Annotated in this window: 2 protein-coding genes and 1 pseudogene; 1 reads left to right on the forward strand and 2 read right to left on the reverse strand. The window is 71.4% G+C overall.

Annotated elements, in window-relative coordinates:
* Nucleotides 1-14: 14 nt before the first annotated feature.
* On the reverse strand, nt 15-620 hold the full coding sequence (locus tag FNQ90_RS19305; protein ID WP_182607521.1) for a TetR/AcrR family transcriptional regulator: 606 nt from the start codon (nt 618-620) through the stop codon (nt 15-17).
* Nucleotides 621-690: 70 nt separating this feature from the next.
* Between FNQ90_RS19305 and FNQ90_RS19310 the strand changes: the two are divergent.
* A pseudogene (locus tag FNQ90_RS19310) lies at nt 691-1,581 on the forward strand (NADP-dependent oxidoreductase); the annotation flags it as partial.
* A gap of 149 nt (nt 1,582-1,730) precedes the next feature.
* Here FNQ90_RS19310 and FNQ90_RS19315 read toward each other — a convergent pair.
* A partial coding sequence (locus FNQ90_RS19315) for a hypothetical protein (RefSeq protein WP_182607523.1) occupies nt 1,731-2,607 on the reverse strand: 877 nt, incomplete at its 5' end.

Consider the following 2,607-nt stretch of genomic DNA (forward strand, 5'->3'; position numbering starts at 1 on the left):
GGCCCCGGGCCCGACTACGGCCCGGCCGTGTCGGTGGGGTCCGCGGAGGGGAGGGTGGCCTCCCGGGCCGCCTCGATCATCCGGAAGATCTCCTCCACCGCGGCTTCCGGATCGTCCGCGTCCCGGGCCAGCGCATAGGCATCGACCACGAACCTCGCGATCGTGCGGCAGGCCGTCGTGGTCCGTGGCCGGTCGGGATCGGCGGCGATGGCCGTGGCCAGCGACTCGGCGTGACGCAGCCTCGCCGCCTCCTCGTACTCCCGCAGTGCGGGTGACGCCTCGATCATCCGCTGGATCGGGGCGGTGCCATCCGCCGTGCAATGGCGCACCAGGGCCCCGATCTCGTTGCGCAGCGCCGGGATGAGCGGCTCGTGCGGTGCCCGATCGGTGACCGCACGCAGGAGGCGTTGTCCGAAGTCCTCGTCCTGCTCGAACACCAGGGCCTCTTTCGAGGCGAAGTGGGAGAAGACCGTGGTGACGGCCACGTCGGCCTCGGCGGCCACGTCACGGATACCCACCGCGTCGTATCCCCGTTCCAGGAAGAGCCGCAGGGCGGCATCGGCGATTTTCCGGCGGGTCGCGGCCTTCTTGCGTTCCCGGCGTCCGGGCGGCACGGTCATGATCCAAAGCTATCAGGTATGAAAGCACAACCGTTTTTAAAAGCTAACCGTTAGTGTTACGGTCGTCGGCATGAAGAGAGTGAGCTTCGCCCGGTTCGGTGGACCGGATGTCCTGCGCCTCGAGGACGCCGAGGAGCCCCACGCGGGCCCCGGCCGGATTCGTGTGGCCGTGCGAGCGGCGGGCGTGAACCCCGTCGACTGGAGGATCCGTGAAGGCCAATTCCGCGGGATCCGCCCCCTCGAACTGCCCGCCGGGCTCGGGCAGGACGCCGCCGGGGTGGTGGACGAGGTCGGCGAGGGCGTCGAAGGGGTCGCGATCGGCGACCACGTGTTCGGTGAGGGGGAGAACACCTACGCCGAGTTCGCCGTGCTGTCGGCATGGGCCCGGATGCCCGAGGGGCTGACGTTCGAAGAGGCGGCCGGGTACCCCTCCGTCATGGAGACCGCGCTGCGCGTGATCCGCGAAGTCGGTGTGCGAGCCGGGCAGACACTGCTGGTCAGCGGCGCCTCCGGAGGAGTCGGCTCGGCGGTGGTGCAGATCGCCCGGGAGCGCGGGATCACGGTGATCGGCACCGCCGGAGCCGCGAGTCAGGACCATGTGCGCGGCATGGGCGCCCTCGCCACGACGTACGGCGAGGGTTGGGTGGAGCGGGTGCGGCGGCTCGGCCGGGTCGACGCGGCCCTCGACCTGGCCGGCTCGGGCGTGCTCCGCGAACTCATCGGGTTGACCGGGAACCCGCGGAAGGTGGTCTCCATCGCCGACCCCGAGGCGGCGGAGCTCGGTGTCCCATTCTCCGGAGTGGCCGGCAGCATGCCGGAAGCCCTGGCCGAGGCCGTCGACCTGATCTCGCGGGGAAGGCTCCGCATCCCGGTCGAGAAGTCGTACCCGCTCGCCGAGGCCGCGGCGGCGCACATCGACAGCCGGGCCGGCCACACGCGGGGGCGCCGGGTGCTGATCGTCCGAAAGCCGGCCGCCCGTCGTCCCGAGCCGGCCCGGAACCGGCCCCGGGCCGGCTCCCCGTGAGGGGAACCGGCCCGGGTGTGCGGTGGGCGCGTCGACGGACGGCGCCCACCGCACGGGTGTCGCGAGGTGTTACGGGCGGGTGCCGATCAGACGGCGGCACCCGCGCCGCGACGACGCACCATGTAGACGGCGGCGGCACCCATGGCGACGGCGGCGGCACCGGTCAGGGCGTAGACCGCCAGACCCGAACCGGCACCGGTCCGGGCGAGCTGCAGGTCCGGGCTGCGCTTGGCCGGGCCGGCGGGCTCGGCCTCCTTGTCGCTGCCGGACCCACCGGGAGCGGTGATGGAGAAGGCGTAGTACCAGCCACCCTCCCAGCCACACTCCTGGCCGTTGACCTCACCGATGTAGGCACCACCGCTGACGGCGGCACCGTCCACGGTCGGGGCGTCCTTGTCGATGGAGATCCGGAAGTCGGTCACGACGGTGTCGCTACCGGCCGGCAGGACGTCCAGCTCGGCGTAGATGCCGGCCGCGAAGCCGTCATCGTCCAGGGCCTTCCAGCCGCCGCCGTTCCGGAACTCCAGGTTGACGTACTCCGACAGCCAGGCGTACTTGTCCAGGTTGTCGAAGTCCAGCTCGTCCTTCTCGAGGTCCTCGTAGAGCTTGAGGTTCTCCACCTCGGCCCACAGGATCACGTCGCGAAGGTCGACGTCGCTGACGTTGGTGGCGTGCATGCTGAACTCGTGCCAGCCGCTGCCCGCGACGATGGTCTCGGGCAGACCGACGACCTCGGTCAGCAGGCCGTCCTCGTAGTCGGCGTCGAGGTCGGTGCAGAACGCGAACTCGTCCTCCGGCGCCTCGCCGGACTCCTCGTCCTCGCCGGGGGTCTCGCCCTCGTCGTCACCGGAGAGCCGGCCGCCGGGGACCTGGCCGTCGGGGGTCTCGCCCTCGTCGTCCTCGTCCTCGGTGTCGTCGTCCTCGGTGTCGTTCTCGTCCTCGTCCACGGGGGTGGGGGTGGGC

Origin of the sequence: Streptomyces alkaliphilus, assembly GCF_014141535.1 — a bacterium.
GTDB lineage: Bacteria > Actinomycetota > Actinomycetes > Streptomycetales > Streptomycetaceae > Streptomyces > Streptomyces alkaliphilus.

Bases quoted from the DNA above. Each gene is read 5' to 3' on its own strand.
- FNQ90_RS19305 (WP_182607521.1), bottom strand. From the start codon at position 620: ATGACCGTGCCGCCCGGACGCCGGGAACGCAAGAAGGCCGCGACCCGC.